Genomic DNA, 25,704 nt, shown 5'->3' with positions numbered 1-25,704 from the left:
CCTGGGAACGGCGCCCCCTATTCCCCTATTCCCCTATTCCCCTATTCCCCTATTCCCCTATTCCCCTATTCCCCTATTCCCCTATTCCCCTATTCCCCTACCTTCGGCTTCCCAAACCGCGCCGCCGCCGCCAAAAGCACGCTGAGCATCAGCCCGTTGAGGATGTGCCAGAGGAAGTGCGTTCCGAGCGGAAAGCTGCCGCAGACCACCGGGTCGATCATCCGGCAGATGACGGACACGACGAAGATCGCCGAGCCCGCCAGATTATACCAGCCGGCGCGATTGCCGCTCACCGTCACCCAGACACCGAAGAAGGCGAGCGCCAGGAACGGCGGCAGATAGCACGTCGTACCGTTCGACGCCTGGCGCAGCCAGTCCGGCACGGCAAGGGTTATCGCCCCGGCAATCACATAGAAAGCGATGAAGATGGCGATGGCCTTGCCCCATCGCATGCCGAGGAAGCGGCGTAAATTGAACAGCGTGTAGGCCAGCGTGAAGCCGGCGATCGGCAGCACGTCGGCCCAGACCGTGCCCTTGGTGGCAAAGGTGTGGAAGATCGTCGAACCGATGCCGATCGCCACCACCCACCAGGCCAGCACCTCGGCGAAGGCGCCGGTGCCCAGCCTTCGCACCTCGCGCACGCCCCACAGGCCGGCGGCGATGAAGGCGAGATTGGTCAGGGCGTTGACGGGTTCGGACCAGAATTCCGGGCCGGTCCGCTCGCAATAGAGGTCGACTGGCGCCAAAAACGTTTGCCACATCGTGATTGCCGCCCGAATCGGTTTCTATCCTGAAGCGCAGATCCTTCCTATTGCGGGGTTGCGGTCAGCTGCAATGGCAAAATTTCACTGCAACGTGACTTCCCGTTGACTTCCGGTTCTGCCACATATTTTAGCAATCAAGATAAAGCCGGCACCACCGGCGGGAATCGGAATGGCCATGGCCTCGCGAAAATCATTGTGGCTGGCAGCTCTTGCGCTGGCCTTCTCGGCGTCTGCCGGCGCCGGGCATGCCGGCGAATCCGATCGCGCCCATGCCGACCGGGTCCAGATCGACAGGCCCCAGATCGACAAGCCATTGGGCGTGGTCGAGCTGTTCACCAGCCAAGGCTGCAGTTCCTGCCCGCCGGCCGATACTCTGTTCTCCGAACTTGCCGCCAAGGAAGATATCGTGGCGCTCGCCTATCACGTCGACTATTGGGACTATCTCGGCTGGCAGGACACGCTGGGCCGCAAGGAGAACACCGAGCGGCAATACGACTACATGCGCGCCTTCGGCAGCCGCTCCGTCTATACGCCGCAGGCCGTCATCAATGGCCGTGTCCACGTCAACGGCGCCAGCCGCGGCGAGGTTGATGGCGCGCTCGCCCGCATGGCCAAGAGCGGCGAAGGCATGCGCGTCGCCGTCAAGGTCAGCCGCACCAGCGACCGTGTGACGATCGACGCCGGCGATGCCGGCAACGGCCCCAGCGACGCCCATGTCGTCATCGTCTATTTCGACCCGCCGCAGACGGTCAAGGTCGGCGAGGGCGAGAATACCGGCCGCAAGATGACCTACTGGAACGCCGTCACCGGGATACAGACCGCCGGCATGTGGCATGGCAAGGCACAGCGCTACGAACTGCCGATGAGCGAGATTGCCAAAAAGGGCGGCTGCGCCGTGCTGCTGCAGTCGGTCGGTAAGGACGGCATGCCCGGTCCTATTCTCGGCGCCGCGTTCATCCACAAGCCGTAACGGACGCCGGCGCCCCCCATCTTCGCACTGTGGATGGGAGGCCCCCTCATCCGGCCGCTTCGCGGCCACCTTCTCCCCGAGGGGAGAAGAGATAAAGCGCCCCCGCGATCTCCTCTCCCCTCGGGGAGAGGTCGGATTGTCCCGAATTGCCCCTTCGCAATTCGGTTGGCAATCCGGGTGAGGGGGACGCGACGCTCGGTGAAACCGCACTCGACTCACCCCAATAAAAAACCGACGTCAGCTTGCTTCTGACGTCGGTCATTTAGGTTTTGGGATCGTCGCACCCGATTCTTCCGAAGAAGAACCGAGGTTGGTTCGATCCGACGCAGACCCGTGGGCGGGGGGCTTGGGGTTTACGAGCCGGTGCCGGACCGAACCGTCTCAGGCAACACCGGTAAATTCGTCGGACATTGGGGCATGAGCGCGGATAAAAAAAGGCAGAAATGTGGCGGAACATCACCAATTCCAACACGGCGTTTCATAAAAGTGACTGGACGTGACGGAAACAGCGCGGCGCGGGGCTCGGTTCGCCGGGCCTTGCAATTCAGTCGCGAACACGCCAACTTTGGTTGGCAAAGATTCATTTTGAAGGATCGAGGCATGACGGATGACAGCGGCGGGACGGGGGATGGGGACGCATCCGCGATATTGATCCCGCTGCACGAGGCGCGACGCGAACGTCTCGATCAGCCGGTGCGGTTCGACCGCCGCGAGCTGGACCAGATTCTCAGGCTCTACGGACGCATGGTCGCTGCCAATGAATGGCGCGACTACGCCATCGATCATCTTGCGGACCGCGCCGTGTTTTCCGTATTCCGCCGCACCAGCGAAGTGCCGCTGTTCCAGATCGTCAAGGATCCGAAACTGGCCCGCAAGCAGGGCGCCTTCGCCGTCATCGCCGCCGGCGGCCGCATCCTGAAGCGCGGCCAGGAACTTGGCCGCGTGCTTGGTGTGTTCGACAGCAAGCTCAAGGTTGTAGAGGCTTGAGCTACGGAATTGAAGAAACTGGAGAATTGAAGAAAAGGGCACTCGACGCCTGATGTAACCGCCTTCTTCTTCAGTTCTTCAGTTCTTCAGTTCTTCAATTCCCCAATTCCTCGCTTCAGCCCCCTCTAAGGCGAAACTTCCGCTCCGGCAGCGAGCTCGGATCGGGCGGCGCCGATGCCCCACCATTCAGCGACAGCTGCATGAACACCGTGTCCAGCCAGCGCCCATGCTTGTAGCCGGAACCTTCGAGGCGTCCCGAATAGCGAAAGCCGAGCTTTTCGTGCATCCGCACCGAGGCACTGTCGGGACGGCCATCGCCGATCACCGCGATGATCTGGCGAAAGCCCGCCGTCGTCACTGCCTCGATCAGGCTTTGCATCAGCTTGAGCCCGACGCCCTGGCCCTTGGCCTCGGGCGCGACATAGACCGAATCCTCGACGATGAAGCGATAGGCCGGGCGCGGCCGGAAGGCGCCGGCATAGGCGTAGCCGAGAACAGTGCCGTCCTTCTCCGCCACCAGGTAAGGAAAGCCGCCGGCCATCAGGCTGTCGAATCGAACACCCATCTCCGCGCGGCTCGGCGGCTCCAGCTCATAGCTCGCCGTGCCTTGGGTCACCGCGTCGGCATAGATGGCCGTGACGCTGTCGAGGTCGGCCACCGTGACAGGCCGGATCGTAATATTGCTCATTGTTTATGCATGTCGTTTCTCTGCTCGCAATAACAGCAAAGGCCAAGACAAAAGAAAAGGGCGGCCGTTGGGCCGCCCTTCTGGAACTCGATGGTCCAAGCGCTGCTGTACTAGCGGCGGTCGCCCATGAACTGCAGCAGGAACATGAACAGGTTGATGAAGTCGAGATAGAGCCTCAGCGCGCCCATGATCGCCTTGCGGCCGGCGACATCGGTAGCATCGCCCTCGAAATACATCTCCTTGATCTTCTGCGTGTCATAGGCGGTGAGGCCGGCGAAGACCAGCACTCCGATCGCCGACACGGCGAAAGACAGCGCCGACGACTGCAGGAAGATGTTGATCACCGACGCGATGATGATGCCGAACACGCCCATGATCAGGAACGAGCCCATTGCCGTCAAGTCGCGCTTGGTGGTGTAGCCGAACAGCGACAGCGCGCCGAAAGCGGCGGCGGTGGCGAAGAAGGTCTGCGAGATGCTTGCCGTGGTGTAGACCAGGAAGATCGACGACAGCGACAGGCCGACGAGACCGGCATAGACCCAGAACGTGGTCTGCGCGGCAGCGACGCTCATCGACTGAATCCTGAACGACAGGAAGAACACGGCGGCCAGCGGCGCCAGCATCACCACCCAGCGCAGCGGCGAACCGAAGATCGCGTAGCCGAACGAGGTCAGCATCTCGCCGCTTGGCAGCGTCGCGACAGCCGAAGCCGGATCGGTGGTGGTGGCCAGCATGATCGTGCCGACAGCGGCAAGACCAGTGATGAGGAGGCCAAGCCCCATCAGATTGTAAACCTTGATCATGTAGGCGCGCAGGCCCTGATCGATGTCGGCACCGACGCTGACGCCGGGCACGGCGCGCGTCTGGTAGTTGCGAATGGGATCAGCCATTGTAGTCCTCTATTGCTTCTGCCCCGTCCGGTGTCAGGTCCTTCCGGACCCAGGCGCCGCTGGCAGGGCTCCAGCATGCCTGTGGCGAAATATGATGGTTATTCGCGTCAAGAACAAGACCGTAACCGGATGTAACGGTTCGTGAGGCAACCAAGTGCCGATTCCTCGGCTTTCCGGACGGCTTTCTTACCAAGATTTAATCCAGGATGCCTTTTCCGGGCCTGTCGTCACAGGTTGCGCAGCACCGGTGCTGCCTTGTGGCCGAGCACCCGCCAGGTGCCGGCGAGACCAATGCCGACCGTGACCACCAGCGAAAACAGAATGGTTGCCACCGCCACCTCCGGCATGAAATGCGACGGCAATGTCATGATGCGCGCGACGACGAACCAGGCGGCAGCACTGCCCGCTGCCAGCGCGAAGATGGCGGTGGCCAGCCCGATCAGCATATATTCGAGCGAGAAGGCCGATATCAGCGTCGTGCGTGTCGCACCCAGCGTCTTCAACACCACCGCATCATGGATGCGCGCCCGGTTGCCGGCTGCAAGCGCGCCGGCCAGCACCAGCACCGAGGCGATCAGCGCCACGCCAGCGGCGGCCCGGATCGCCGTGCCGAGTTGCCCGACCAACCGGTTGACGACATCGAGCGCGTCCTTGACCCGCACCGTCGTCACCGCGGGGAAGGCGCGGGTGACGGCGTTGAGGATGCGGGCGTCGTCGGCCGTCGAGGCACTCTTTTCGGTCAGCGTCGCCATCCAGCCATGCGGGGCGCCTGCGAATGTGTTGGGCGAGAAGACCATGACGAAATTGATGCCCATCGTCTCCCATTCGACCTGGCGGAAATTGGCGATCCTGGCGGTGACATTGCGGCCCAGCACATTGACGGTGATGGTGTCGCCGAGCTTCAGCCCGATCTCCTTGCCTTCTTGCGCCGAAAACGAAACCAGCGGTTCGCCGCTGTAATTTTCGGGCCACCAACTGCCCTCGGTCAACGTCGCGTTCTCCGGTTGCCTGGTGTCATAGGTCAGGCCGCGGTCCCCCCTCAGCACCCAGGCGCCTTCCGCCGGCACTTTCACCTTGTCGACATCGACACCGTTCAGCGCCATCACCCGGCCGCGCAGCATCGGCACCTTGGCCAGCACGCCCTGCGGGGCCTCCTTGCCGATCAGCGCCGAGAAAGACGCGACATCGGCGCTCTGGATGTCGACGAAGAAGAAGTTCGGCGCCCGTTCCGGCAGGCTGCCGGAGATCTGCCGCCTGAGATTGCCATCGATCAGCGCCAGCGTCACCAGCAGCGTCAGGCCAAGCCCCAGGGACAGCACCACCGATGGCGTCAGGGCGCCTGGCCGATGAATGTTGCCGATGGCGAGCCTGAGCGCCACGAAGCGCACGCGCGGGCTTTTCCTGGCCGCCCATTGCACCAGTGCGCCGACCACGCGCAGCACCAGGAAGGCGAAGACGGTAGCGCCGACAAAAATCGAGGCTATGCGCTGGTCGCCCGAGAACAGAATGGCCAGCGCCGCCAGCAACAGCGCGATGCCTATGGCGGCCGCGACATAGGCGGGGCGCGGCAAGCCGCGGCCTTCCAGCCCCATTTCGCGAAACAGCGCGGTTGCCGGCACATCGCGGGCGCGGCCGAGCGGCAGCAGCGCGAAAGCTAATGTCACCAGCAGGCCGAACAGCGCCGCCATGCCGAGCGCGCCGGGAAAGAAGCCGCCTTCGGCCGGCACCGGAATGACGGATTGCAAGGCCGCACTCGCCGCGAACGGCATCAGCGCGCCGAACACAAGGCCCAGCACGATACCCAATCCGGCTATGATCAGGATCTGCACGAGATAGACGGCAAAGACGAAGCCGCCCGAAGCGCCCAGGCTCTTGAAGGTGGCGATGACGCCGCGCTTGCCGTCGAGATAGGCGCGTACCGCATTGGCGACGCCCACACCGCCGACCACCAGCGCCGTCAGCCCGACCAGGGTCAGGAACTGCGAGAAACGTTCGATGTTGGACGACAGCGCGGGCGCCGCGTTGCTGCGTGTGCGGATCGACCAGCCTGCTTCGGGGAAATCCGTGGCGGCCTGGTCCTGGACGGCCTTCAGCCGCGCCTCGTCGGCGTCCGCCGGCAGGCGGATCTTGTAGGCATTCTCGACCAGGCTGCCCGGCTGGATCAGTCCAGTGGCCGCCAGCCCGTCCGTCGAGATCATCAGCCTTGGCGCGAAGCCGAAACCGTCGGACACGGCGTCCGGTTCGGCGACCAGCCTGGCGCGCAGTTCGAAAGTGGCGGTGCCGAGCTTCAGCCGGTCGCCGATCTTGACGTGCAGCCGCTCGAACAGAAGATCGGGTGCCGCCGCACCGAAGACGCCGAACTCTTCGCCGAACAGTTCCTGTTTCGACAGTGCCGGCTCGGTCTCCAGCGTGCCATAGAGCGGATAGGCATGGTCGACCGCCTTGGCCTCGACCAGCGCCTGGTCGGATCCGTCGGCCAGACGCGCCATCGAACGCATGCTGGCGGTCCGGGAAACCGTGCCGAGCCCGTCAAGGAAGCTGCGCTCCGCCTGGCTGGCGTCACGCTGGTTGATCTGGAAGCGAAGATCGCCGCCAAGCAATGTCTGGCCCTGATTGGCGACACCGGCGGTGATCGAACGCGCCACCGAGTTGACGCCGCCGATGGCCGCGACGCCGAGCGCGATGCAGGCGAGGAAGATCAGGAAGCCGGACAGGCCGCCGCGCATCTCGCGCAGTGAGAAGCGGACCGCGAGCCTCAACGTCCGGGACAGCGGCATCAGGCCGTCACCTTGACGGGCGCCGGCGCCTCGATCCGGCCCGAGCGCATCGAAACCTGGCGCGAACAGCGCGCCGCGAGCGCCGGATCATGGGTCACCAGCACCAGCGTCATGCCGCGCTCGGCCGCTTTGGCAAACAGGAGGTCGGCGACCTGCCGCCCGGTCGCCTGGTCGAGATTGCCGGTCGGCTCGTCGGCGATCAGGATGCGCGGCGAGGGCGCCAATGCGCGGGCGATCGCCACGCGCTGCTGCTCGCCGCCCGACAATTCGCCGGGATAGTGGGTGACGCGGTCGCTGAGGCCAACCGCCGCCAGCTCGCGCGCCGCCACCGCGAACGGATCGGCATGGCCGGCCAGTTCCAGCGGCACCGCGACATTTTCGAGCGCCGTCATGTTGGGAATGAGATGGAAGGACTGGAACACGATGCCAATGTTTCGGCCACGAAACGAAGCAATCTGGTCCTCGCTTTTGCCGTTGAGCAGCTCGCCGGCGATTCGGACCGTACCCGAATCGACCCTTTCCAGTCCTGCAAGGATCATCAGCAATGTCGACTTGCCGGAACCCGAAGGCCCGACGATGCCGGTCGCCTCGCCGGTCGCCACATCGAGGCTCACCCCCTTCAGCACATGGACCGATGAAGCGCCCTCGCCAAGGGTCAGGGATACATCTTTCAGCGCGATGACCGCTTCTGTCAAAATGAAATCGTCCTATATCTGGAGATGAAGGCTCTGCTTGCCGGAAGCCGTCGAAGAATCCTAGCTCATATGGGGCCTGCCGCATGTCTTTCAAACGCAGTATTGCCGCAGGCTTCGTGGCTTTCCTCGCCATTTGCGGCGCCATGTCCTCGGCGAGCGCCGAGCCGTTCAAGATCGTCGGCTTCGGTGACAGCCTGATGGCGGGCTTCGGCCTTGGGCCGGACCAGGGCTTTACCAACAGGCTGCAGGCGGCACTTGGCGCCAAGGGCCACGAAGTGACCGTCGCCAATGCCGGCGTCTCCGGCGACACGACGAGCGGCGGCCTGGCGCGGCTCGACTGGTCGGTGCCGGACGGCACGCAGCTGGTCATCCTCGAACTCGGCGCCAACGACATGCTGCGCGGCGTTTCGCCCGACATCGCCAGGAAGAACCTCGACGAGATGCTAAGCAAGCTGAGGCAGCGCAAGATTGCCGTGCTTCTGGCCGGCATGCGTGCCGCACCCAATCTCGGTCCCGACTACCAGAATGCGTTCGACGCCATTTTTCCGGACCTGGCGAAGAAATACGACGTCGTGCTCTACCCGTTCTTTCTCGACGGCGTCGCCGGCCAGCCCGGCATGCAGCTCGAGGACGGCCTGCATCCAAGCGCACGAGGCGTCGACCAGATGGTCGAACGCATCCTGCCGACGGTCGAGAAGGTGATCGCGGCGGTGCCGGGCGATTCCTAGCGGACTGGAACTGTTTCCGCCCGGCGAGCTTTTAACAGGGACTGTGACCAACAAACCTCTTGCTCCGTTTGACTATCGATGATTCGCTATAGGTGACAGTTCGATTCGAGGAAGGGAGGCTCTTCATGCCGCGTCTTTTCACCGCCCTCGAAATTCCGCGTGACGCCGCCCTTTCGCTGTCCCTGCTGCGGGGAGGCTTGCCGGGAGCCCGCTGGATCGACGTCGAAAATTACCATCTGACGCTGCGCTTCATCGGCGATGTCCCCGGCCATGTGGCCGACGAGATCGCCAACGCGCTCGACCGGGTCCACCGCCCTTCGTTCTCGCTGGCGCTGTCCGGCGTCGGCGCTTTCGGCCAGAAGAAGCCGCATGCGGTGTGGGCGGGCACTTCCGCCTCGCCTGATCTGGCCGCCCTTCAAGGTGAGATCGACCGCATCTGCCAGCGGCTCGGCATCCCGGCCGACCCGCGCAAATTCATGCCGCATGTGACGCTGGCGCGGTTACGCAATTCGACCCCGCTGGACGTCGCCCAATATCTGTCGGCGCGTGGCAATTTCTCGACGCTGCCGTTCCGCATCGGCCGTTTCGTGCTGATGTCGTCGCGCGATTCGGTCGGCGGCGGACCCTACATCGTCGAGGAAGCCTGGCCGCTGTCAGGCACGGACGCCCGCGCCTCCAGCCTTGTCGCCAGCGCCTCCGACGCCTCGCGGATCATGCGATAGGCGGAAGCGAAGGCTTCTGCCTCGTCGTGATAAGGATCCGGCACGTCGCGTGACTTTCCCTGCGCGAACTCCAGGAACAGATGGATGCGGTCCTGCACGGCCGCCGGCGCCAGCGCCTTCAGGTCGGCGACATTCGACCGGTCCATGCCGAGGATCAGGTCGAAACGGTGGAGGTCCTGCGGCGTGACTTTACGCGCCCTCTGCCCGGAAATGTCGACGCCGTGCCGCATGGCGACCGCGATCGCGCGTCGATCGGGGGCAGAGCCGGCCTCCCAGTCACTGGTCCCTGCTGAATCGAGCAGGATATCCCGGGCCGACCCGCGCTCGGCCCAAACGGCGCGGAAGACACCTTCCGCCAGCGGCGACCGGCAGATGTTGCCGAGGCAGACGAAGAGAATGGAATTTATGGGCTTCGCGCTCATCGATCCGTCGCTATGGTGAGGGTCGTTTTCGAATAGCACAGGATATGGACATGGCGAGAGAGAAACTGGGCAGGCAAGCCGCTGAAGCCGCATTGACCGGTCTCGACGGCTGGGCGCTGGCGGAAGACGGCGCCTCCATCAAGCGCACATTCACCTTCGCGAATTTCTCCGAGGCTTTCGCCTTCATGACCCGCGTCGCGCTTGCCGCCGAGACGATGGACCATCATCCCGACTGGTCGAATGTCTACAAGACAGTCGACGTGACGCTGAACACTCACGACGCCGGCGGCGTCACCGCGCTCGATATCGATCTGGCCAAGAAAATGAACCGTTTTGCCGGCGCCTGAGGCCTGGTATCGCCTCGGCAGGCTCAAATCGGCGCCGGCATCTTGTAGCGGGGGTCGGGTTTCACCACATTTTCCCCCGCGGGCATGCGCCGGATGCGCATGGGCGCTCGCAAGGAGAGACTGATGGCGCAACAATCCGGTTTTGGTTTCTTCGGCTTTGGCGGCAAGCTGGCGGACGAGAGCGAAGTGCGCGAGAAATTCTGGCGCACAGCCAAGAAGGCCGCACGGCAGATCCCCTTCATGGAAGAGGTCGTGGCCGCCTATTACTGCGCCATGGACAAGAACACGCCACTGCGCGCCAAAGGCATTCTGCTGGCCGCGCTCGGCTATTTCGTGCTGCCGGTGGATGTCATCCCCGACTTCGTCTTCGGGCTTGGCTTCACCGACGACATCGCCGTGCTCACCGCCGCGATCACCGCCGTCAGGGCCCACATCACCACTGCGCACCGGCAGGCCGCCAGGGACGCCATGGCCGACAAGGGCTGAGCACGCGCGCGGAACGCCGTTGAAGCCGGCTTTTGGCGACAGCGTAAAAAGTCAAACTCTTGCCGCTTTCGTGGCCTCCAAGTCCGCCAAAGGGATGTCGCGTCACCCGCTCGCAGGGCGGCGGCACGGGAATGGCGGCGGTTTCCTCGGGTGAGGGTCCTTTTCTATTCGGAAATTCACCGTTTGGTAACCCAGATTAAATCAAAATGAAGCGACGGGCAGGACGCCAAGCCGGCCTGCCTCCGCACCATTTGGAATACGGGAAAAGCGATGCGCGGATTGATTGCACTAGTTTCGAGTCTGGCCCTGGTGGCCGTGGCAGCGCCGGCACTGGCGCAGTCTGCGACCAAAATCGGCCAGCACAATGCCTGGGGCACCTACAGCTACCAGGCATCGGGCGGCAAGGTCTGCTATGTCCTGACCGTGCCGACCGACAAGCAGCCGCCGACGCTCGACCATGGCGACATGTTCTTCTTCGTCAGCCAGCGGCCCGGCCAGCAAGTGTCCTACGAGCCGCAATTCATTGCCGGCTACAACTTCCAGGACGGCTCCAAGGCCACCGTGACCATCGATAAGAAGACGTTTTCGATGTTCACCCGCGGCAAATCGGCCTGGGTCGAGAATGCCGCCGAGGAGCCGGTGCTGATCGCCGCCATGAAGACCGGCACCGACATGAAGGTGACGGCGAAGTCCGGCCGCGGCAACCCGACCAGCTACGTCTTCTCGCTGAAGGGCATTTCGGCGGCGCTGACGTCGATTGCCAAGTGCAAATAGCTAGGCTTTGTTTTAGTGAAAGGCCGGGCCGCAAAGCCCGGCCTTTCGTTTTTGGGTCTGTTGGTGGATCTCTGGCGAGGGTGCATCATCGCACAACCCATGACTCTGCCGTCAACCTGTGCTATGCGCCGCGCTTCCTTTCCGGCACGATGCGTGAAATCGGCCGCAAACCGCTTATATCAGTGCAACCATGACCCTTTCATTCGATCTCACCACTGACGGCGCCCGCGACGCGTTGCGTGCCCGCGCGGCACAGCCCGAAAAGCCGTCGCTGATCGGCCTGACGCGGGTCGAGCTCGCCGAGGCTCTGGTTGCATCAGGCACCGTGCCCGAGCGCCAGGCGAAAATGCGCGCCCAGCAGTTGTGGCACTGGATGTATGTGCGCGGCGTCTCCGATTTCGCCGGCATGTTCAACATCTCCAAGGATCTGCGCGCCGAGTTGGACAAGCACTTCACCGTCGCTAGGCCCGAGATCGTCGAGGAGCAGATTTCCGCCGACGGCACGCGCAAATGGCTGTTCCGCTTCCCGCCGCGCGGCGCCGGCCGGCCGGTCGAGATCGAAACCGTCTACATTCCCGAGGAAGGCCGCGGCACGCTGTGCATCTCCTCGCAGGTGGGCTGCACGCTGACCTGTTCGTTCTGCCACACCGGCACGCAGAAGCTGGTGCGCAATCTGACGGCTGAAGAGATCCTCGCCCAGCTGCTCACCGCCCGCGACCGGCTCGGCGACTTCCCTGACCGCGACACGCCCGACGGCGCCATCGTGCCGGCCGAGGGCCGCAAAGTGTCCAACATCGTCATGATGGGCATGGGCGAGCCGCTCTACAATTTCGAGGCGGTGAAGAAGGCGCTGCTGATCGCTTCCGACGGTGACGGCCTTTCCTTGTCGAAGCGGCGCATCACGCTGTCGACCTCCGGCGTCGTGCCGGAAATCTTCCGCACCGGCGAGGAGATCGGCGTCATGCTGGCGATCTCGCTGCATGCCACCAATGACGATCTGCGCGACCTGCTGGTGCCGATCAACAAGAAGTATCCGCTCAACGAACTGATCGCCGCCTGCCGCGCCTATCCCGGCCTGTCGAACGCCAAGCGCATCACCTTCGAATATGTGATGCTGAAGGACGTCAACGATTCCATCGAGGACGCCAAGGGCCTGATCAAGCTGCTCAAGGGCATTCCGGCCAAAATCAATCTGATCCCGTTCAACCCGTGGCCGGGCACCAATTACCAGTGCTCGGACTGGGAGACGATCGAGAAATTCGCCGATTACATCAACAATGCCGGCTATGCCTCGCCGATCCGCACGCCGCGCGGCCGCGACATTCTCGCCGCCTGCGGCCAGCTCAAATCCGACTCCGAGCGCATGCGCAAGGTCGACCGGCTGGCGCTGGAAGCGATGATGATAGCGGGGCACGGCGAGGCGTGAGCCGCCCCTTCGCCTGGCTAAAACGCCTCGCCATCATGGCGGTCGGCTATGTCGCCGCGGTGCTGACCTCGATCCTGGTGCCGGTGCTGCTGATCGCTCTCCTGGAAGGCATCGAAGACGGCAACTGGTCCATCATTTTCGCTTTCGACTGGCTGGGCTCGTTCCCGCTCGCCGTCTTGACCGTAACGATCGGCGCGCTGTTGATCGTCGGCCCGGCGCTCTTTGTCGCCGAACGGTTTTCACTTCGGGGATGGTTCTACTTCGCCGCCACCGGTGCGATCACGTCCATCGCCTTTGGCGTATCCATGCCGCGCTCGGCCAGCAGCTTTGTCTTCAATCCGGGCTTTCTGGGTTTTCTCGCCACCGCCGGCATCGCCGCCGGTTCGGTCTACTGGCTTCTGGCTGGACGCAGGTCCGGCACGCGACAGAATCTGGGCCGAGATTGATGGCGCGTCTCGTCGGCTACCTCGTCCGTTTCACCGTCATCCTGTTCGGCTATGCCGTCGCCTCGCTGGCGGCGAGCGCCTTCCTCAACATCCTGTTGCTGGCATCGCTCGGCTACACGCCGGAGCATGCGCATCCGACGGCGACGGCTTCCCTGTATTTCTCAATTCCCTTCGCCGCTCTGTTCGTCGCCTATTTCGCCCTGATGCCGGCCTCTGTCGTCATCCTGCTTGCCGAAATCCTGGGCCGGCGCGACTGGCTGTTCTATGCGCTGGCAGGCGCGGTGGTTGCCGGTGTTTTCCTCGGGCTTGCCGACCGCAGCGGTGACACCGCCTTCGTCGTCAGGGACACCAGCGCCATCATGGCCGTGATCGGCAGCGGCATGGTCGGTGGTATCTTTTACTGGCTCAGCGCCGGGCGCTGGGCCGCAAGCTGGTGGCAAGGCGAACCAGGATCAAAAGAGGATGGCCAGACAGGATGACGGCGCCTACTTCGCCTGCGCCGTCAGGATCTTGAGGGCGAAGGCGGAGAACACGCCGGCAAAGAGATAGTCGACCGCCCGTGTGACGCGCGGGCTGGCCTTCATCGCCGCCGAAAACTTTTCCGCCGCCAGCACCATCGGCACCGTCACCGGGACCGACAGCACAATGAACATCAGCCCAAGGAAAAACAGCTTTCCCGGTGCGTTCGGATCATGCGCGGAGACGAACTGCGGCAGGAAGGTCATGAAGAACAGGATGATCTTCGGGTTGAGCAGATTGACGCCAAGACCCGCGGCCCAGCTGCGCAACAGGGAAATCTCGGGGCCTGTCTTCTTCTCCGGCGAAAAGGCCGAGCCCCTGGTGATTGCCTGCCAGGCCAGGAAGACGAGATAGCCGGCGCCGAAGATCTTCAGCACGAGGAAAGCCATCGGCGAGGCGACGATCAGCGCCGAGACACCGACAACCACCAGTGTGGTGTGGATCAGCGTGCCGCACAGCGCGCCGGCCATCGAGGCAAAGCCGGTGGCACGGCCCTGGCTCAGCGTGCGCGAGACGAACAGGGTCATGTCCGGCCCCGGCGTGATCGCCAGGATGACCGTGGCGATGGCGAACTGGATCAGCGTGGCGGTGTCTGGAATGAACGACATGAGCGGCCCCCAAGGGATTGCGAGGCCTATACAGGATGCGCCATGACGATGCCAGACACAGCAGCGACCCGATCTCGATCCAGCAGGCGTCCGCACGGCATTCGCTGGACGGCCGGCCGCGGCGTCCTATGCCTGCCTGCTCAGCCGCATCCTCGCCGGCTCCTCCGCGACGAGTTGATCGTTGCGGACATCGGCGTCCCCGGTGATCTGGTCGATCGGCTTGGGCCGGCCGAGGAAATAGCCTTGCGCCTCGTTGCAGCCTTCGACTTGCAGGATGGTGAGCTGGACATGCGTCTCGACGCCTTCGGCAAGCACCGGAATGTCGAGGCTGCGGCCCAGCGTCAGCACCGCCCGGATGATGGCCTTGGCCTGCGGGCTTCGCTCGACGTCAGCCATGAATGAACGGTCGAGTTTGATCTTGTCGAACGGAAACGAGCGCAGCGTATCGAGCGATGAATAGCCTGTGCCGAAATCGTCGATCGCGATCGTCACCCCCAGCGCCTTGATCTGGCGCAGAACATGCAGCGTGCGCACCTTGTCGGCGACGATCGTCGATTCGGTGAGCTCCAGCTCCAGCCGTTTCGGCGACAGCCCGGTCTCGATCAGGATCTGATGGACGAGCTTGGCGAGATCGGCATGGGCGAACTGTACCGGCGACAAATTGACCGCGATCTTGTGGCCGTTGCCCCACGAGGCCGCCTGGCGGCACGCGGTCCGCAGCACCCATTCGCCGATCGCCATGATCGAGCCGTTCTCCTCGGCAATCGGGATGAATTCGGCGGGCGGGATCATGCCGTGCACCGGATGGGTCCAGCGCAGCAGCGCCTCGTAGCCGCAGGTGGCGCCGGTCGGGACCGAGGTCTGTACCTGATAGTGGAGCGAAAGCTCGCCGCGCTCGATCGCCTGGCGAAGGTCGGTGGCCAGCGCGCGGCGCGCCCGCGCCGTCTCGTCCATGGCGGATTCGTAGAAGCAGACGGCTCGCGTGACGTCGTTCTTTGCCCGGTACATGGCAAGATCGGCATTGCTGACCAGCCGCTCGCGGTCGGCCCCGTCGCGCGGATAGATCGCTACGCCGATGCTGGCGCCGGCGGCGATTTCGAAATCGTCGAGCCGCAACGGCTCGAACAGGAATTTCTCCAGCCGCGAGACCAGCCCGAGAAGGTCCTTCTGATCCTTGAAGCGCTTGATCGCGGCGAACTCGTCACCGCCGAGCCGGGCGACGAATTCGCCCTCGCCGATGAGTTTCGAGAGCCTGCGGGCGACGATCTTGAGCGCCTGGTCGCCGGCCGCATGCCCCCTGAGGTCGTTGATCTCCTTGAAGCGGTCGAGATCGATGACGATGACCGCCGTCATTGTGTCCTCGCCCTCGCATGCCCGGTCGATTTCATGGTCAAGGCGGTCGTTGAAGGAGACCCGGTTGGGAAGGCCGGTAAGGGCGTCGTTGAGGGCGAGATGCTGAAGCCGCTCGAAGCTCTCCAAACGACCACGCTCATCGATCAGATAGCTGGCGAAGCCGGTAGCCGCGACGATCAGGCCCACCACGGCGACGGCGACCGCCATTGCCACCAGAATATCGGGATTGGTGCCTGTGCTGATGAAGGACAGCGGCGTCACCGCCACCGCGGCCATAGCCGTGAAATGCAGGCCGACGATCGCCAGCACCAGCAGCCCGATGGCGAGATAGTTCGACCAGCGGTATGGCCGGCGCACGGCATGGCCGACGGCCAGGGCGGAGAACACCGCCGAGATGACCAGTGAGGCCACGACATAGGAGCCGTCCCATTCGACGATGCCGGCAACGTGATAGGCCATCATGCCGGTGTAGTGCATGGCCGAGATCGCCAGGCCGACGACGACGCCGCCCCATTCCGGGGCCAGGCGCCGGCTCTTGCCGGATGCGAGGGTGAAACCCAGCCCGGTGCCGGCGATGGCGATGACCAGGGATGCCATGGTCAGGACCGGATCGAAGGTGATCGGCGCGCCGGGCTGGTAGGCCAGCATGGCGATGAAATGGGTGCACCAGATCGACGAGCCGGCGGCGACCGCGGTCAGGAACAGCCAGCCCTTCATCTGCACGCCGGTGGTTTTTCTCGAACGGTCGAAGAGGCCGATCGTCACCCAGCAGCCGGTGACGCACATCAGCGCCGCCAGCAGGACGAGCCACAGATTATGCTCCGTGGCGATACATGATATAACGCGCATCAGGAATGGCCCAGCCCGAGGGTGCCCGCGACGAGGCAAGGCCGTCTCGGCACTTCGCCTACACAGCTTGTCGTCATATTAGCGACGGAGCGTGAAAACTTGATTAAATCCCTCCAGCAAATGCAGCCCTTGATTGCAGAAGGTTGTTTTCCCTGCCCACCCCTCGCCATGGACTGGACCAGAAGCCATGCATGCACGTGTGCTTGCTCGCTCTGCCGTTCCTGCTAAAAGGCGCTGCGACAATCCGTGACGCCCAGGCTGGGGCGTCCGCCATCGACGGAGTAGAAATGTCCAAGGCCAAAGACGTCAAGAAGGTCGTGCTCGCCTATTCCGGCGGTCTCGACACATCCATCATCCTGAAATGGCTGCAGACTGAACTCGGCGCCGAAGTCGTGACTTTCACCGCCGATCTTGGCCAGGGCGGCGAACTCGAGCCGGCCCGTCGCAAGGCCGAGATGATGGGCATCAAGGACATCCGCGTCGTCGACGTGCGCGAGGAATTCGTGTCCGACTTCGTCTTCCCGATGTTTCGCGCCAACACCGTCTATGAAGGCACCTATCTGCTCGGCACCTCGATCGCGCGGCCGCTGATCTCCAAGCATCTGGTCGATATAGCCCGGGAAACCGGCGCCGACGCGATCGCGCATGGCGCCACCGGCAAGGGCAACGATCAGGTTCGCTTCGAGCTTTCAGCTTACGCACTGAACCCCGACATCAAGGTCATCGCGCCGTGGCGCGACTGGTCGTTCAAATCGCGTACCGACCTGATGAATTTCGCCGAGCAGCACCAGATCCCGGTGCCGAAGGACAAGAAGGGCGACGCACCGTTTTCGGTCGACGCCAACCTTTTGCATTCGTCCTCCGAGGGCAAGGTGCTGGAAGACCCGTGGGTGGAGCCGCCCGAATTCGTCCACCAGCGCACCGTTTCGCCGATGGACGCGCCTGATACCGTCACCGAGATCGAGATCGAGTTCCTGAAGGGCGATCCGATCGCGCTGAACGGCAAGAAACTGTCGCCGGCGACCATGCTGGCGGCACTCAACGATCTTGGCCGCGACAATGGCATCGGCCGGCTCGACCTGGTCGAGAACCGCTTCGTCGGCATGAAATCGCGCGGCGTCTACGAAACACCAGGCGGCACCATCCTGATCGCCGCCCATCGCGCCATCGAATCGATCACGCTCGACCGAGGTGCCGCCCACCTCAAGGACGAGTTCATGCCGCGCTATGCCGAGCTGATCTACAACGGCTTCTGGTTCGCGCCCGAACGGCTGATGCTGCAGGCGATGATCGACAAGAGCCAGGAAGACGTCGAAGGCACGGTGCGCCTCAAGCTCTACAAGGGCAATGTCATGGTCACCGGCCGCAAGTCGAAGAAGACGCTTTATTCGGATGCGCTGGTCACCTTCGAGGACGATCGCGGCGCCTACGACCAGAAGGACGCCGCCGGCTTCATCCGCCTCAACGCGCTGAGGCTAAGGACGCTGGCCGCGCGCAGCCGCACCAAGTAGCGCGGATGCGCGGTTTCGGTCGCTGCTTGGCGCCGCTGGTTGTTCTGGCGACGCCGGCCGCCGGCCAGGAGTTCGACCCCGCCTCTCTCGACCTTCCGGCCCTGATCGAGTGCAGGGCGGACGTTCCGACCTACAACGACTTTGCCCTGTGGCTGTCCAGCGCACCAGGTGCCGTTGAAACGCTTGGCTGGAAGGAGGTTGCCTCGGGCAATCCGTTTCTCAGCCAATACGAACTGCCGGCCAAAATCCGCGTGTTCAACCGCGAGACGGGATCGATCGTGTTTACCGCAGCCGGGCCGATGGCCGTGCTCGATGGCATTGCGGCGCCAGAGCTTGCCAGGGAGCTCAATGTCATTGCCGTTTTTTCGACGCCGGAAAAATTCCTTGGCGAGAAGGTCGTTGTCCAAAGCACCGAAGAGTCGGAAGGATTGACCTTCTCCACGGGCATCAAGCTCAACGTCTCGACCGTCGAGTCGCACCCCGGCAAGACGCTGGCGGGCTGCTCCTACACGCTCGAAATCAAATGAAACCCGACATTCGCGCCGGGTTTCCGATCAAGTCAAAAATAGCCGGGGCCTTCTGCCCGGAGCATGATCCGTCAATCGCCGTCGATCGCCGTGGCAATGCGGGCGATGGCCTGCTGATAGACGCTCGCGGAATTCCAGCCGGCAATCGCGCCCATATTCGCACTCGCGCTCGCGCCCGCCCGCCAGCCATGCCCCTTGAGGAAGTTGGCGGTGGAAGCCAGCGCCGTGCTCTTGTCGCGCAGGTTTCCGCCACCGACGCCATATTTCAGGACGTTTCCGGGCAGGAACTGCGTGTGTCCGATCTCGCCATGCGCGGCCCCGACCGACGAGGCTGTCAACGCCCCGCGATCAACCAGCTTCAGGGCTGCGATGGCATGCGGGTAGAAGAACCCCGGCCGGCGGCAATCATAGGCAAGCGTCAAAATGGCAGAGACGGTGTTCTGGTTGCCCATGGCCGAACCGAAGCCGGTTTCCATACCCCAGATGGCGAGCAACACGCCCGGCGACACGCCGTAATTCGCTTCGATCTTGGAGAACAGCGCCGCATTCGACTTTTTCAGCGACCGGCCCTTGGAAATAATCGCTGCGCCACCACGACGCCGCATGAAATCGTCCACCGAGCCGCTGAAGGCCTTGTGAATGCCGCGGTCGACTGAGATCGTCTTTGTCGCGTAGTTTGCCCCGGCCAGAGCGGCCAGCCCCTTGGCGCCTACACCTTCCGACCTGGCCTGCGCGGCAAAGTCCTGCTTCCAGGCGTCGAAGCCGGCGCCGGTCTTGCCGCAGCTGGCTGCCGCCTGTGCGCCCGTCGCCAGCGCAAGCACCGCCACCACGGCCGCTGCAAACATCTTTCCCTTGGCAAGAATTGCCATGTTGATCTCCTGGTTGCCTGAATCACGTCCCAATTGCGAACTTGCCAGCGAAACGCGCACTTGTCACTGTCACCGCTGCAATGCTGGCGAATGCCGTGGAATTTGCCTAGGATCAAGTGATTATTGTGGCAGGGGGGCTGCATGCAAGACGTTGATGTCGTCATCATCGGTGCCGGCTCGGCGGGTCTTGCCGCCGCCAGGAGCTTGCAGGCGGCGGGACTTTCCTTCACGCTGCTCGAAGCGATGGACCGAATCGGCGGGCGAGCCTGGACCAGCGACCAGCATTTCGGCGTGCCTTTCGACATCGGCTGCGCCTGGCTGCATGCGGCCGACCGCAATCCCTATTTTCCCGAAGCCCAGGCGGCAGGCTGGACGTTGCATCATCACGACATGAACGTCGATCATCTCTACTACCGCGAGCGCAAGGCGAGCGAAGCGGAAGAAGCCGACATGAAGGCCGCCGACGCAAAGCTGTTCGAACTGCTGGCCAGGCATGAAGTGAAGGACGGAGATGACGATCGTCTTTCGGCGCTGTTGGCAAAAGGCCATGCACCGCGCGCCGCCGCCACCTTCGCCGGGCCGATGGATTTCGGTGCCGACGAGGACGAAATCTCGATCCTCGACTTCCAGGCCGCTGCCGATCTCGACCCGAACTACTTCAGCAAGGAGGGCCTTGGCGCGCTGGTGGTGCGTTTCGGCGCCGGCGTGCCGGTCGAACTGTCGACGCCGGTGCGCAAGATCCTGTGGGACGTGCCCGGCGTCGCCTGCGTCACCGATCGCGGCACCGTCCGCGCCAAGGCGGTGATCGTCACCGCTTCGCCGGCGGTGCTAGCCTTCGAGGAGATCGCGTTCTCGCCGGCTCTGCCCGACACGCATTTCGGCGCCTTCTTCGACCTGCCGATGGGTATGCTGACCAAATTGCCGGTCGAAATATCGGGCACCAGGCTCGGGCTGCAGCCCTTCGACGACCTGCTGATCGAACGGATGGCCAGGCACGACATCTACTTCCTCTGCTTCCCGTTCGACCTCGACCTGATGGTCGGCTTCGTCGGCGGCGATTTCGCCTGGGAAATGTCGGCAGCCGGCGAGGCGGCCGGCATCGACTTCGTCGTCGACCGGCTGTGTGGCATCTTCGGCGGCGATACGCGCAAGCACGTCGGACGCGCCATGATGACCAATTGGGGCGGCGAGCGCTTCGTGCGCGGTGCCTATGCCGCCGCTCGCCCCGGCCGTTCACTGGCGCGCGCCGCACTCATGCAGCCGGTGGCCGACAAGATCTTCTTCGCCGGCGAGCATCTGGCCGGTCCGCTGATGCAGACCTGTGGCGGCGCACGGCTGTCAGGCGAAGCGGTGGCAAGACAGGTTGTCACCCAGCTTGCGGCGAGGACATGATCCGAACCGAAGGACGGAACCAACGACAGGTGGAACCTGGTCTTCGCTTTGCGAAACCTCGTTCTGCAGAGATTATGTTCCAACAAGTTCGACAAAATGCGGAACGCCGCGCGGCTGTTCGCGTTGGGCACGGGCCGCCGTGAACATCTATGTCACCTCCGGTGAATTGAGACCGACATGAAACTCTTCGACTGCCCCCATTGCGGCCATCGCATCTATTTCGAGAACGCCAAGTGCCTGAACTGCGGGAACCCGGTGCTCTACGATCCCGAGCACGCGCGCTTTGCGCTGGCGGGCGTCGACGGCGTCTTCCAGTGCACCAACGCGGACGAATGCGCCTGCAACTGGATGGCGGAACCGGGTCACGCTTTTTGCCGCGCCTGCGTGCTGAACCAGCTGATCCCGGATCTCTCCGTCGACGGCAACCGCCGCCGCTGGATCCGTGTCGAAGCGGCGAAGAAGCGCGCCATCTACTCGCTGCTGGCCTTCGGGCTGCCGGTAGTCCCCAAGCAGACTCCTGCCGACGAGGTCGGCCTGGCCTTCGACTTCCTCGCCGATCCGATCGGCGGCGGCCCTGGTGGCGAGCGGATCCTCACCGGCCACGACAATGGTTTGATCACGCTCAATGTCGCCGAGGCGGATTCGGCCGAGCGCGAGAAGCGGCGCGTCGAGATGGGCGAGAACTACCGCACCTTGCTCGGCCATTTCCGCCATGAGCTCGGGCACTATTACTGGGACCGCCTCATCCGCGACGATCCGCACAGGCTCGAAGCTTTCCGCGCACTGTTCGGCGACGACCGCGCCGATTACGAACAGGCGCTGAAGGCCTATTATGCCGATGGTGCGCCGCCCGACTGGCAGCAGGGCCACATCTCGGCCTATGCGACCTCGCATCCTTGGGAGGACTGGGCCGAGACCTGGGCTCATCACCTGCACATCACCGACACGCTGGAAATGGTGCACGCACTGAACTTTCCGCTCGGCCGGCTGGAGACGGTGGAGGCCAACGACTTGCCGCGCGGCGACACCGGCGGCGAATTGCAGGCAGCACCCTCGGAGCCGGCGACCGCGCCGGAGCCTTTCGAAAAGATCCTTGCCCGCTGGCTGGTGCTGTCGGAGGCCTCCAATTCGATCAACCGCTGCATGGGCCTGCCCGACCTCTACCCCTTCGTCATTTCGGACGTCACGGCGCGGAAATTGGAATTCGTTCACGAACTTCTGACCGATTTGCCGAAAGAACACGGAACAAATCGTGAGTTGGCGCAGGCGCTTTAGCGGGAACGCATGAGCTGCTGCCCCGTTTTCGCTGGCGAGGGACCATGAAAACGGAGAGAAACCATGAAATCCCTATTGTTTCCTGCGGTAGCCGGAATGCTGACCGTGATGTCCGGCGCCGCGTTTGCCGATACCGCCGTCTCAGCCGTCACCGATCTTAACGTGCGCGCCGGGCCCGGCCCGCAATACCCTGTGATCGGCGTGCTCGCCGCCGGTCAGTCGGCAACGCTCAATGGCTGCATCGAAAACAGCAAATGGTGCACCATAGCCGAGGCCGGCGGCCAGGGCTGGGTCTATTCCGACTATGTGACGGCCGATATAGGCGGCAGCCGGGTGGTGCTGACGGAACGGCGCTCCAGCGTTGCTGTCGTCTCGCCGCCGGAGGACATCGGCAACTACTCGACCGATTATACCGGCGCGATCATCGCCAGCGATCCGGTCGTGGATGACTTCCCTTCGCCCCCGGCTGAAGTCCGCACCTATGTCGACACGCATCGCCTCGATCCCATCTATCTCGAAGGCGAAGTGGTGACCGGCGCGACCCTGCCCGACACCGTCGAGCTGCGCGAGATTCCGGACTACAATTACCGCTATGTCTATGTGAACGGCCAGCGGGCGCTGATCGATCCGCAGACCCGGCGCATCATGTACGTCGTTCGCTGACGACAAGCGGCACAAGCGGCCGCAGCGACAGCAGCGGCCGCCAGCAGGCGGCGCTGCCGCGCGGCGCTCTCCTGCGCCGACTTTGCTCTGGCTTAGTCTTTGCGGAAAACCATTCCGATTTTCCCGGCCATCGGTTAGTCAACAGGCGATGACTTTGGGAAGGGAGCCCGCGTGACCATCGATCCGGCCGCCTTCGAGCGTTACAGGCATTCGCCGAACGCCAGGACGACCTTACCGCGCCTGTTGCTCGGAACGGGGATCGTGGTCCTTTTTTGGGCAGCAACCACCGTGGCCGTGCTGGTCGGCGGCACCTATGCCTTCATCGCCTGGCAGCGACCCCATCATCCGGCATTCAGGGCTTCCTCGCTTCGCCCCTCGGCATCCTCACCGCGCTCGTCTCGTTTGCCGGCATCTGGATCGGCCTGTGGGTCGCGATGCGCTGGGTGCATGGCGAGAAGCTGTCGGCGCTGCTCGGCAACAGCCGACGAGTTTCATGGCCCGGCTTCCTCAAAGGGCTGATCGCGGTGCTGATCACGTCGTTCATATCCGAAATCCTGCTCTATCTGCTGCAGCCGCAGATCACGCGTGGCCCGATCAGCCTGTCATCCTGGCTGCTGTTTGCGATCCCGATCGCCGCGCTTACCTTGGTGCAGACCTCTTCGGAAGAGCTGCTGTTTCGCGGCTACCTGCTGCGCGGTCTCGCCAGCCGGTTCACGAGCCCGTTCGTCTGGGCCCTGCTGCCGGCCCTGCTGTTCACCTCGCTGCATTGGAGTGCGAGTTCGTCACCAGCCATCAATGCTTGCGTGCTGGCGTCGATCGCCGCTTTCGCGCTGCTGCTGACACTTGTCGTCTACGCAACCGGCAATCTCGGCGCCGCCTTGGGTGCTCATCTCGGCAACAACCTGACCGGGTTTCTCTTGATCTCGCATCAGGAAAGCTACAATTCCTTCGCCCTGTTCAATGCCAGGCCGCTCGAAGGACCGGGCTGGGCGACGTCGGATGCGGTTCTCATCGCCTTCATCGGCATCGCCTGCAGCCTGCTGACCATCGTGCTGCTTCTATATCCGCGTTCGCCGCTCAGGGTTGCCGCCGAATTTCCGGACCGGGCGAGCACGGCCTGATTGCAGGCCGGGAACGACGCAATCCGGTCTTTGTCTTGACACTGCGTCCGATTTCCTGTCTACACGCCCCGAATTCCGCGACGAGTATCCCTCCGAGCAAGCCGACCAGGACGCCGAAGCCTCTTTGAGGTGAAGTGCTGTAAATCGATCCTGGAGGCCAACACCCGGCAGCGCTGAGCGCCCCCGGGTGCTTTTTGGCTTTTCGCTTGGACGGGCTTTTGCTTGGACACTTGGCGCGAACGCATTACTTCTCGGTCACCGTCCGGGTGCCTGGGAAAAAGGAAGAAGAATGTTTGAATCGCTGCAGGAGCGCCTTGGCTCCATCCTGAACGGCCTCACCGGCCGCGGCGCGCTGTCGGAGGCTGATGTCTCGGCGGCGCTGCGCGAGGTGCGCCGTGCACTGCTCGAAGCCGACGTGGCGCTGGAAGTGGTGCGCTCCTTCACCGACAAGGTGCGTGAGAAGGCCGTCGGCGCTGCCGTGGTCAAGTCTATCAAGCCCGGCCAGATGGTCGTCAAGATCGTCCATGACGAACTGGTCGACATGCTCGGCGCCGAGGGCGTCGCCATCGATCTCAATGCCCCGGCCCCGGTCGTCATCATGATGGTCGGCCTGCAGGGTTCCGGCAAGACGACGACCTCGGCCAAGATCGCCAAGCGTCTCACCGAGCGTCAGAACAAGAAGGTCCTGATGGCCTCGCTCGACACGCGGCGTCCTGCCGCGCAAGAGCAGCTTCGCCAGCTCGGCGAACAGGTCAAGGTCGCCACGCTGCCGATCATCGACGGCCAGTCGCCGGTCGACATCGCCCGCCGCGCCGTGCAGGCGGCCAAGCTCGGCGGCCACGACATCGTCATCCTCGACACCGCCGGCCGCACCCATATCGACGAGCCGCTGATGGTCGAGATGGCCGACATCAAGAAGGTGTCGAGCCCGCACGAAATCCTGCTGGTCGCCGATTCGCTGACCGGCCAGGACGCCGTCAACCTGGCCAAGAGCTTCGACGAGCGCGTCGGCATCACCGGCCTCGTCCTGACCCGCATGGACGGCGACGGCCGCGGTGGTGCTGCACTCTCCATGCGCGCCGTCACCGGCAAGCCGATCAAGCTGATCGGCACTGGCGAAAAGATGGACGGGCTGGAGGAATTCCACCCCAAGCGCATCGCCGACCGCATCCTCGGCATGGGCGACATTGTCTCGCTCGTCGAAAAGGCCGCCGAGAACATCGACGCCGAGCAGGCGGCGGCGATGGCCAAGAAGATGCAGTCGGGCAAGTTCGACCTGAACGATCTCGCCGGCCAGCTTCAGCAGATGTCGAAGATGGGCGGCATGGGCGGCATCATGGGCATGATGCCCGGCATGGGCAAGATGAAGGACCAGATGGCCGCCGCCGGTCTCGACGACAAGATGTTCGGCCGCCAGCTCGCCATCATCTCGTCGATGACCAAGGCCGAGCGCGCCAATCCCGATTTGCTCAAGCATTCGCGCAAGAAGCGCATCGCCGCCGGTTCCGGCACCGACGCGGCCGAAATCAACAAGCTGCTCAAGATGCATCGCGGCATGGCCGACATGATGAAGGCGATGGGCGGCAAGGGCAAAGGCGGCGGCCTGATGCGCGGCATGATGGGCGGCCTCGCGTCCAAGATGGGCCTCGGCGGCATGATGCCGGGCGGCCCCGGGGGCATGGGTGGCGGCATGATGGGCGGCGGCATGCCGGACCTGTCGAAGATGGATCCCAAGCAGCTCGAAGCCTTGCAGAAGCAGGCGCAAGCAGCCGGCCTCGGCGGCGGCATGAAAGGCCTTCCCGGCGGCGGCCTACCCGGACTGCCCGGCGGCATGAAGCTCCCCGGCCTGCCCGGAATGGGCGGCGGCCTGCCCGGCCTTGGCAAGAAGAAGTGAG

General features: G+C 63.7%; 26 protein-coding genes. 17 read left to right on the top strand and 9 right to left on the bottom strand.

What is annotated here, in order from left to right; genetic code table 11:
* Positions 1 to 89: 89 nt before the first annotated feature.
* Positions 90 to 761 carry a ceramidase domain-containing protein gene (locus tag NKH06_RS26195; protein ID WP_352894601.1) on the bottom strand — a complete coding sequence of 224 codons (672 nt, stop codon included), beginning with the start codon at positions 759 to 761 and terminating at the stop codon, positions 90 to 92.
* A gap of 172 nt (positions 762 to 933) precedes the next feature.
* Between NKH06_RS26195 and NKH06_RS26190 the strand changes: the two genes are divergently transcribed.
* Positions 934 to 1,734 (top strand): DUF1223 domain-containing protein, encoded by an 801-nt coding sequence (locus tag NKH06_RS26190; protein WP_352891681.1) that lies wholly within the window; start codon positions 934 to 936, stop codon positions 1,732 to 1,734.
* 600 nt (positions 1,735 to 2,334) lie between these two features.
* Positions 2,335 to 2,721, top strand: coding sequence for a DUF2794 domain-containing protein (locus NKH06_RS26185; protein ID WP_023811306.1), 387 nt, complete (start codon positions 2,335 to 2,337; stop codon positions 2,719 to 2,721).
* A gap of 115 nt (positions 2,722 to 2,836) precedes the next feature.
* Here NKH06_RS26185 and NKH06_RS26180 read toward each other — a convergent pair whose 3' ends face one another.
* The 4 genes from NKH06_RS26180 to NKH06_RS26165 form a co-directional block, all read right to left on the bottom strand.
* Positions 2,837 to 3,409, bottom strand: a complete 573-nt coding sequence (locus tag NKH06_RS26180; RefSeq protein ID WP_352894598.1) for a GNAT family N-acetyltransferase — start codon at positions 3,407 to 3,409, stop codon at positions 2,837 to 2,839.
* 110 nt (positions 3,410 to 3,519) lie between these two features.
* A complete protein-coding gene (locus tag NKH06_RS26175) occupies positions 3,520 to 4,299 on the bottom strand; it encodes a Bax inhibitor-1/YccA family protein (protein WP_023811308.1) in 780 nt (259 codons plus the stop codon).
* A gap of 227 nt (positions 4,300 to 4,526) precedes the next feature.
* Positions 4,527 to 7,076 (bottom strand): ABC transporter permease, encoded by a 2,550-nt coding sequence (locus NKH06_RS26170; protein WP_352894595.1) that lies wholly within the window; start codon positions 7,074 to 7,076, stop codon positions 4,527 to 4,529.
* Positions 7,076 to 7,771 (bottom strand): ABC transporter ATP-binding protein, encoded by a 696-nt coding sequence (locus tag NKH06_RS26165; protein ID WP_352894593.1) that lies wholly within the window; start codon positions 7,769 to 7,771, stop codon positions 7,076 to 7,078. Before NKH06_RS26165 ends, NKH06_RS26170 begins: the two co-directional genes overlap by 1 nt.
* A gap of 83 nt (positions 7,772 to 7,854) precedes the next feature.
* Here NKH06_RS26165 and NKH06_RS26160 point away from each other — a divergent pair, with 83 nt between their 5' ends.
* Together NKH06_RS26160 and thpR are read left to right on the top strand one after the other, a co-directional pair.
* Entirely contained in the window at positions 7,855 to 8,499 is a 645-nt protein-coding gene (locus tag NKH06_RS26160) for an arylesterase (protein WP_352894590.1), read from the top strand.
* Between the two features lie 125 nt (positions 8,500 to 8,624).
* Entirely contained in the window at positions 8,625 to 9,221 is a 597-nt protein-coding gene (gene thpR / locus NKH06_RS26155; RefSeq protein WP_027037464.1) for an RNA 2',3'-cyclic phosphodiesterase, read from the top strand.
* Here the strand turns inward: thpR and NKH06_RS26150 are convergent.
* Positions 9,125 to 9,643: a low molecular weight protein-tyrosine-phosphatase gene (locus NKH06_RS26150; protein WP_352630970.1), complete on the bottom strand. Its 519-nt coding sequence runs from the start codon at positions 9,641 to 9,643 to the stop codon at positions 9,125 to 9,127. The two genes, thpR and NKH06_RS26150, sit on opposite strands and share 97 nt — an antisense overlap.
* A 50-nt stretch (positions 9,644 to 9,693) precedes the next feature.
* Here NKH06_RS26150 and NKH06_RS26145 point away from each other — a divergent pair, with 50 nt between their 5' ends.
* The 6 genes from NKH06_RS26145 (at position 9,694) to NKH06_RS26120 (ending at position 13,601) form a co-directional block, all read left to right on the top strand.
* Complete coding sequence (locus tag NKH06_RS26145) at positions 9,694 to 9,990, top strand: 4a-hydroxytetrahydrobiopterin dehydratase (protein WP_023811314.1); 297 nt, start codon at positions 9,694 to 9,696, stop codon at positions 9,988 to 9,990.
* 123 nt (positions 9,991 to 10,113) lie between these two features.
* Entirely contained in the window at positions 10,114 to 10,476 is a 363-nt protein-coding gene (locus NKH06_RS26140; RefSeq protein ID WP_352894588.1) for a YkvA family protein, read from the top strand.
* Between the two features lie 270 nt (positions 10,477 to 10,746).
* Positions 10,747 to 11,250, top strand: coding sequence for an invasion associated locus B family protein (locus NKH06_RS26135; RefSeq protein ID WP_352894585.1), 504 nt, complete (start codon positions 10,747 to 10,749; stop codon positions 11,248 to 11,250).
* Between the two features lie 190 nt (positions 11,251 to 11,440).
* Positions 11,441 to 12,676: a dual-specificity RNA methyltransferase RlmN gene (gene rlmN / locus NKH06_RS26130; RefSeq protein WP_127321010.1), complete on the top strand. Its 1,236-nt coding sequence runs from the start codon at positions 11,441 to 11,443 to the stop codon at positions 12,674 to 12,676.
* Positions 12,673 to 13,122 (top strand): hypothetical protein, encoded by a 450-nt coding sequence (locus NKH06_RS26125; RefSeq protein WP_352894582.1) that lies wholly within the window; start codon positions 12,673 to 12,675, stop codon positions 13,120 to 13,122. The genes rlmN and NKH06_RS26125 overlap by 4 nt, the downstream gene beginning before the upstream one ends.
* A complete protein-coding gene (locus tag NKH06_RS26120) occupies positions 13,122 to 13,601 on the top strand; it encodes a hypothetical protein (RefSeq protein WP_023811319.1) in 480 nt (159 codons plus the stop codon). The genes NKH06_RS26125 and NKH06_RS26120 overlap by 1 nt, the downstream gene beginning before the upstream one ends.
* A 6-nt stretch (positions 13,602 to 13,607) precedes the next feature.
* Here the strand turns inward: NKH06_RS26120 and NKH06_RS26115 are convergent, their stop codons facing one another.
* Positions 13,608 to 14,249 (bottom strand): LysE family translocator, encoded by a 642-nt coding sequence (locus NKH06_RS26115; RefSeq protein ID WP_352894580.1) that lies wholly within the window; start codon positions 14,247 to 14,249, stop codon positions 13,608 to 13,610.
* Positions 14,250 to 14,375: 126 nt separating this feature from the next.
* Entirely contained in the window at positions 14,376 to 16,451 is a 2,076-nt protein-coding gene (locus NKH06_RS26110) for a putative bifunctional diguanylate cyclase/phosphodiesterase (RefSeq protein WP_352894578.1), read from the bottom strand.
* A gap of 287 nt (positions 16,452 to 16,738) precedes the next feature.
* On the opposite strand from NKH06_RS26110, the gene NKH06_RS26105 reads away from it, so the two are divergent.
* Positions 16,739 to 17,962: an argininosuccinate synthase gene (locus tag NKH06_RS26105; protein WP_128304285.1), complete on the top strand. Its 1,224-nt coding sequence runs from the start codon at positions 16,739 to 16,741 to the stop codon at positions 17,960 to 17,962.
* A 5-nt stretch (positions 17,963 to 17,967) separates the two neighbouring features.
* The gene (locus tag NKH06_RS26100; protein ID WP_352630977.1) at positions 17,968 to 18,489 is read left to right on the top strand and encodes a hypothetical protein; all 522 of its coding nucleotides are present in this window, start codon (positions 17,968 to 17,970) and stop codon (positions 18,487 to 18,489) included.
* A gap of 71 nt (positions 18,490 to 18,560) precedes the next feature.
* Here NKH06_RS26100 and NKH06_RS26095 read toward each other — a convergent pair whose 3' ends face one another.
* Entirely contained in the window at positions 18,561 to 19,358 is a 798-nt protein-coding gene (locus tag NKH06_RS26095) for a lytic murein transglycosylase (protein WP_128304286.1), read from the bottom strand.
* A 141-nt stretch (positions 19,359 to 19,499) separates the two neighbouring features.
* Here NKH06_RS26095 and NKH06_RS26090 point away from each other — a divergent pair, with 141 nt between their 5' ends.
* The 5 genes from NKH06_RS26090 (at position 19,500) to ffh (ending at position 25,703) form a co-directional block, all read left to right on the top strand.
* A complete protein-coding gene (locus NKH06_RS26090; RefSeq protein ID WP_352442584.1) occupies positions 19,500 to 20,750 on the top strand; it encodes a flavin monoamine oxidase family protein in 1,251 nt (416 codons plus the stop codon).
* Between the two features lie 177 nt (positions 20,751 to 20,927).
* Positions 20,928 to 22,025 carry a zinc-binding metallopeptidase family protein gene (locus NKH06_RS26085; RefSeq protein WP_352759331.1) on the top strand — a complete coding sequence of 366 codons (1,098 nt, stop codon included), beginning with the start codon at positions 20,928 to 20,930 and terminating at the stop codon, positions 22,023 to 22,025.
* Positions 22,026 to 22,088: 63 nt separating this feature from the next.
* Entirely contained in the window at positions 22,089 to 22,688 is a 600-nt protein-coding gene (locus NKH06_RS26080) for a DUF1236 domain-containing protein (protein ID WP_023811326.1), read from the top strand.
* 272 nt (positions 22,689 to 22,960) lie between these two features.
* Entirely contained in the window at positions 22,961 to 23,809 is an 849-nt protein-coding gene (locus NKH06_RS26075; protein WP_352894573.1) for a CPBP family intramembrane glutamic endopeptidase, read from the top strand.
* Positions 23,810 to 24,098: 289 nt separating this feature from the next.
* Positions 24,099 to 25,703: a signal recognition particle protein gene (gene ffh / locus NKH06_RS26070; RefSeq protein WP_023811328.1), complete on the top strand. Its 1,605-nt coding sequence runs from the start codon at positions 24,099 to 24,101 to the stop codon at positions 25,701 to 25,703.
* Position 25,704 lies beyond the last annotated feature (1 nt).

Origin of the sequence: Mesorhizobium sp. M1342 (assembly GCF_040317955.1) — a bacterium.
Classification (GTDB): domain Bacteria; phylum Pseudomonadota; class Alphaproteobacteria; order Rhizobiales; family Rhizobiaceae; genus Mesorhizobium.
Note: the sequence above shows the minus strand (reverse complement) of the source record. Positions and strands in the feature narration are given on the sequence as shown.